This window comes from Lishizhenia sp. (genome assembly GCF_057456495.1).
In genome coordinates this window covers 1-5,875 of the sequence record NZ_JBVCPV010000181.1, presented here as the reverse complement: position 1 = coordinate 5,875, position 5,875 = coordinate 1, and the positions used below count along the sequence as shown (strand labels likewise).

Genomic DNA, 5,875 nt, shown 5'->3' with positions numbered 1-5,875 from the left:
GAATTACAAGAAGAAAAGGAAGGCGCTGAAAAACAAATTCAAGAAAGTCAAAATCTCAAGAAAGAACAGCAAGATTCATTGCACGATCCTGAAAGGAATAGTGAGCCTAGACCCTCGAAAGTAAAGCTTCGAGCTTTTGTACCAGAAAAGAAGGTGAAAGAAGATAATGAAGCAGTGTATTGGTCTCAAAGTAGAAAGGAACTTAGTTCTCCGGTTTCTGAAACATCCGAAAGTAAGGAGGAAGTAGAGCTTCCAAAGGAAATTTATACAGAGGAGGATGGAAAGGTGAATAGGTCTGAGGTTAGGGCAAATATAGCACTCATACTTACCACTATCTCGTTATTGTGCTTGTATAATTTTCCGCTTATGTTACTTGGATTGGTATTCGGTTTGACAGGATTTGTTTTTGCGATTTATGCATTTACGGATAAAGCCCGAACGAGGAAAGCTAAAAATAGAGCTATAATAAGTGGTGTTGCTTTTCTATTATTTGCACTCGTTATCAGTGGGTTAATATTCTGGATTACATTAATAGATCCAATGGTGCTGTCGTTTTGGGTGTAAACAATTCATTTATAAACAATCATTTTATACAAAAGACGATTCACATTTTTTATCTGCATTTGTTCGATTATCTTTATAAGAGTTGAATAGACCAAAAAGGAACTAACATGAAAACACTTAACTTAATTACCGCACTAATTTTAGCTTTAATCATCGGAGGATGTGCAACTACACCTGATTTCAATAAAAGAAAATACACCAAAGGTAAATTCCGTATACCGCATAACTTAAAGAAGTATAAAGGCGACAACAAAGATGTTCCTGTAGAATTTAAAGCGCTGGAAAACCTACAAGCTATAACCTTAGATTCCCTACAGAATAGTTCTGTTTCGGACAAGTTAATTTTGAATAATCCTTCCCCTAAAAAAGAGGTGTTTAACTCATCTAAATCCTTAAAAAAGATTCCTGCAGAGGAAACTAATGAGTTGGAGATTTTAAGCGATGAAAACCGTGGGAAGGAACTCGAAAACCCAGAATTCTTCACGAGGAATAATGAGGATACGCTTAGGGTTGTTGAATTGACCGAAGAAGAATTGGATATAGCTCATACAGCAGAGAAGCAGGCTAAAACAGGACTTATACTCACAATTATTGGAGGGATATTGTTGTTTGGTATAATAACAATACCTCTGGGTGGTTTAATAATGCTTATCGGACTAATTTTTTCTATCCTATCGCTCGTATCCACTTATAATACAACAGAGGGTAGACGAAAAGCCTGGACAAGTGTCGTTCTTTTCATCTTGTTTCCAATTTTAGCAGCAGGATTTATCTTAGTGTTGTTTTTATTGTTTTAGAATATCTCCTCCAATCTATTCAGTGCTTGGTCTATACTGGTAATATCTGTGTAGATCAACCTGAGTTTATCATTTTTCTCACTCATCTTAACTCCTTTTGGAGCTTTTTGTATGTAGTTCAATATACGCGTGAAGTGAGCGCTCTGGAAGTACATACTTTGAGGGTTTGAGATGAAATATCCTATCATTTTTCCTGACTTCAATACGAGTTTCTCAAAACCAATCTCTTTGGCTGTCCATCTTAACTTCATCGATTGCATCAATTCCTCTACCTCAGAAGGTATGGGGCCAAATCTATCTTTTAAACGCGATTTAAAGCTGTCTAAACTTTGCTGGTCTTGTAAGTTATCTAACTCTTGGTATAAGGCTAAACGCTCAGCTACGTTGTTTACATAGTCATCAGGAATACGGATTTCCATATCCGTTTCCAATTGTGTTTCTTTTACGAATTGATTGAAATCGTCTGTATTTCTCTCTTCAAATAATTGCTTGAATTCACTTTCTCGCAATTCCTCTATGGCCTCGTTCAATATTTTTTGATACATATCGAATCCTATATCAGAGATAAATCCACTTTGCTCTCCACCTAAAAGGTTTCCAGCTCCACGTATATCCAAATCCTTCATGGCAATGTTGAAACCTGAACCTAAATCAGAGAATTGTACCAAAGCTTCCAAACGTTTTCTCGCCTCTGAGGTCATCATATCAAACCTAGGTGCGATGAGGTAACAGAATCCTTTTTTATTCGATCTACCTACACGACCTCTCAATTGGTGAAGATCACTCAACCCAAAGTTGTTCGCGTTGTTAATGATAATGGTGTTGGCGTTTGAGATATCAATACCAGATTCGATAATGGTTGTTGCAAGGAGAACGTCATATTCCCCTTCAATAAAGTCCATCATGATTTTTTCCAACTCTTTCCCTTCCATTTGTCCGTGACCAATTGCCACGCGAACTCCTGGACAAAGTCGTTGTATCATTCCTGAAACTTCTTTGATGTTAGCCAATCGGTTGTGTACAAAATACACCTGTCCTCCACGACTCACTTCATAAGATATCGCATCTCTAATTTGCTCCTCATCAAATTGAATCACTTCCGTTAATACCGGTTGACGGTTGGGTGGAGGAGTGTTGATGATACTCAAGTCTCTTGCTCCCATCAAGGAGAACTGTAATGTTCTTGGTATCGGAGTTGCAGTTAGCGTCAAAGTATCAACTGTAGCTTTTAAGGTTTTTAATTTGTCTTTTACAGCTACACCGAACTTTTGTTCTTCATCAATAATCATTAATCCAAGATCCTTGAACTTTACGCTTTTCCCTACGATTTTATGGGTTCCTACCAAAATGTCAACTTTACCATCAGCTAATTTTTTCAGAGTTTCATTGTTTTGTTTGGTAGACTTAAATCGATTAATGTAATCTACAGTAACAGGGAAATCTTTTAAACGCTCTTTGAAACTTCTATAGTGTTGTAATGACAAAATGGTTGTGGGTACCAAAACGGCAACTTGCTTACCATCTGTAGCTGCTTTAAATGCTGCACGAATAGCAATCTCTGTTTTACCAAAACCTACGTCACCACAAACCAATCTATCCATAGGAGTTTCTTTCTCCATGTCTTCTTTCACCGCCTCTGTTGCTTTTAACTGATCGGGTGTATCTTCATAGATGAAAGATGCCTCTAACTCATTTTGTAAATAAGTATCAGGAGAATAAGCAAATCCTACTTGTGCCTTTCTCTTGGCATATAATTGAATTAAATCGAAGGCAATTTCCTTGATTTTCTTCTTGGTTTTCTTCTTTAGGTTTGCCCAAGCCTGGGTTCCTAACTTGTTCATTTTTGGAACGGTTCCATCTTTACCCGTGAATTTGGAGATTCTGTGTAAAGAGTGAATGCTTACGTAAAGTACATCGTTATCCTTATATACCAAGCGAATGGCTTCTTGTGGTTTACCATTTACGTCTATGGTTTGTAATCCAGAAAACTGCCCTACACCGTGATCAATGTGCGTAACGTAATCTCCTTTTTGAAGGTTGTATACCTCTTTTAAAGTCAATGCTTGTTTGGCTTGCCTAAACCCTTCCTTCAGCCTAAACCTGTGGAAACGTTCAAAGATTTGATGATCGGTGTAACACGTGAGTTTCAAATCTGGTGAAATGAAACCTTCGTGTAATGCAAAGTTCATCGAAGAGAAATCAACTTCTCCACCTATGTCCTTAAAGATATCGTGTAGTCGTTCTATTTGTTTGGGTTGGTTAGAGAAAATCAAGTTTTTAAAATTGACTTTCTTACGGGCTATAAGGTCTTCACGCAATAATTCAAAGTTCTTATTGAAAGAAGGGTGAGGTTGGAATTTGAATTCCACTGTCTCATCGGCTTTGAAATGGTAATCTGGACCAAACTCTATGGTAGAGAAAAGTTCCAATTGTTTATTCCATTCTGACTTATGCAAAAATAGCTCACTTGGTTTTCCTCTTTTTACAGGTGATTCTGCAAGCTCTGTGTATATTTTTGTAGCTTTTTCGTGCTCTGATTTTAAGGTGCTTTCTATTAATTTATTCGAAGCCATCCATAAGGTAGAATGTTCACCAATAAACTCTAGTAAACTTCCATTAACTTCTTCAATTAAACTACTCTGAACATTAGGAATGATAGAGAAAAACTCATGAGCATTTATGGAAAGTTGCGATACGGGATCAAAAGTTCTGATTGTATCCACTTCATCTCCAAAAAACTCAATACGGAAAGGGTTGTCGTTTGAAAAAGAATAGATGTCAACGATTCCACCACGTACTGAAAACTGCCCGGGTTCGTAAACAAAATCAACAACTTCGAAACCGTATTCGTGCAATACTTCGGTTAAGAAGTCTATAGAGTATTCCTTTCCTTTTTCAATTTTAAAGGTATGTTCTGATAATCGTTTTTTAGTCGGTATTTTTTCTACCAAGGCTTTTGGGTAGGTAATAATCCAAGTGTTATTTCCCTTGTTTACCTTGTCTAGAACTTCTGCTCGAGCAACTACGTTCGCATTGTCAGTTCCCTCTAATTGATAGGGTGTTCTGTAGGATGCTGGGTAGAATAAAATATTATTGGCCTCTGGATAGAGTCCTTGCAAATCATTTAAAAAGTACGCGGCTTTTTCTTTATCTTCAAGAATGAATAAATGATGACCCGGAACTTGGCTAGCCATAGCTCCTGCTAAAATTGACTTCGAAGATCCAATTAATCCTTTCCAATGAATTCTACTTCCAACATATTGAAGTTTGTCGGCTGTAGTTTGAATTTGAGAAGAATTAGCAAAGTGCTCTCTAAAAGTCTTGATATCCATCTTAAAAAATATATTTCGGTTACCCGTGTTCCGTCTAAAAACGATTGGGCTTCAAATATAAGAAGGAAAAGGGAAAGCTTTGGACGTGCGGTTTACAAGTTGCGATATCTGTCGCTTCGCTTTTGTAAATAAAACCAAATGAGGTTTTCCACTAGGCGCTAATGCCCTGCAAGCTTGTTAGTCTATGATAAAAACCTTCTTTCTGCATCAGTTCGTCATGGGTTCCACGCTCCACGATTTCACCTTTGTTCAACACCAAAATGATATCAGCATTTTTAATGGTGCTCAAACGATGGGCAATGACCAAAGAAGTTCTGTTCTGCATCAGTTTGTTTAAGGCATCTTGAACTTGCTTTTCACTTTCTGTATCTAGGGCAGAAGTAGCTTCATCCAAAATCATAATCGGAGGGTTTTTTAATACAGCTCGAGCAATACTTACACGCTGCTTTTGTCCACCCGAAAGCTTGTTTCCACGTTCACCGATATTGGTTTCATACCCATCTTCTAACTCCATGATGAAATTATGTGCATTGGCAATTTTTGCCGCTTCTATGATCTCTTCCTTTGTAGCATTCGGCATTCCAAAAGCAATGTTACTTGCTACGGTGTCGTTGAACAAAATCGATTCTTGACTCACAATACCAATTTGCGATCTTAAGTCCTCCAGGGTGAAGTCTCTAATGTCAGTATCATCAAATAAAATCTGACCCGATTGTACATCGTAAAAACGAGGAAGTAAATCGGCCAAAGTAGATTTTCCACTTCCAGATTCTCCAACTAAAGCCACAGTTCTTCCTTTTTCTATATCGAAAGAAACGTTTTTAATCACCTTCTCATCTTTGTAGGCGAAAGAAATATTGTTAAAGCGAATTTTCTCTTTCAACCCTTCCATTTTTTGTGGAGAAGTAGGGTCTAATATTTTTTCATTGGTAAACAAAGTTTCATCTATTCTGTCTTGAGAAGCTTTGGCTTTATTCATGTTTCCAATGTTTTTGGCAACGGCCTGTATAGGTACTAGCAATTGCGAGAAAACAATTATGAATCCCATGAATTCTTCTCCAGTAAATCCATCTTGATCGGTTCCGTCCAAAATCATATTTCCACCGAACCAAACAATCCCTATCATTACAGCAGCTCCTAAAAATTCATTTAAAGGAGAACTTAGGTCTTTCTTTCTAAATG

4 protein-coding genes are annotated in these 5,875 nt (G+C 37.3%); 2 read left to right on the top strand and 2 right to left on the bottom strand.

Features of this window, described 5'->3' with window-relative positions; genetic code table 11:
- Together AC22ZQ_RS11905 and AC22ZQ_RS11900 are read left to right on the top strand one after the other, a co-directional pair.
- A partial coding sequence (locus tag AC22ZQ_RS11905; RefSeq protein ID WP_318958991.1) for a DUF308 domain-containing protein occupies window positions 1-564 on the top strand: 564 nt, incomplete at its 5' end.
- A gap of 107 nt (window positions 565-671) precedes the next feature.
- A complete protein-coding gene (locus AC22ZQ_RS11900) occupies window positions 672-1,361 on the top strand; it encodes a hypothetical protein (RefSeq protein ID WP_318958990.1) in 690 nt (229 codons plus the stop codon).
- Here AC22ZQ_RS11900 and mfd read toward each other — a convergent pair.
- Window positions 1,358-4,693, bottom strand: coding sequence for a transcription-repair coupling factor (mfd, locus tag AC22ZQ_RS11895; protein ID WP_318958989.1), 3,336 nt, complete (start codon window positions 4,691-4,693; stop codon window positions 1,358-1,360). The two genes, AC22ZQ_RS11900 and mfd, sit on opposite strands and share 4 nt — an antisense overlap.
- 151 nt (window positions 4,694-4,844) lie before the next feature.
- Window positions 4,845-5,875, bottom strand: a 1,031-nt coding sequence (locus AC22ZQ_RS11890; RefSeq protein WP_318958988.1) for an ABC transporter ATP-binding protein, incomplete at its 5' end; no start/stop codon positions are given.

Bases quoted from the DNA above. Each gene is read 5' to 3' on its own strand.
- AC22ZQ_RS11900 (WP_318958990.1), top strand. From the start codon at position 672: ATGAAAACACTTAACTTAATTACCGCACTAATTTTAGCTTTAATCATC.
- mfd (WP_318958989.1), bottom strand. From the start codon at position 4,693: ATGGATATCAAGACTTTTAGAGAGCACTTTGCTAATTCTTCTCAAATT.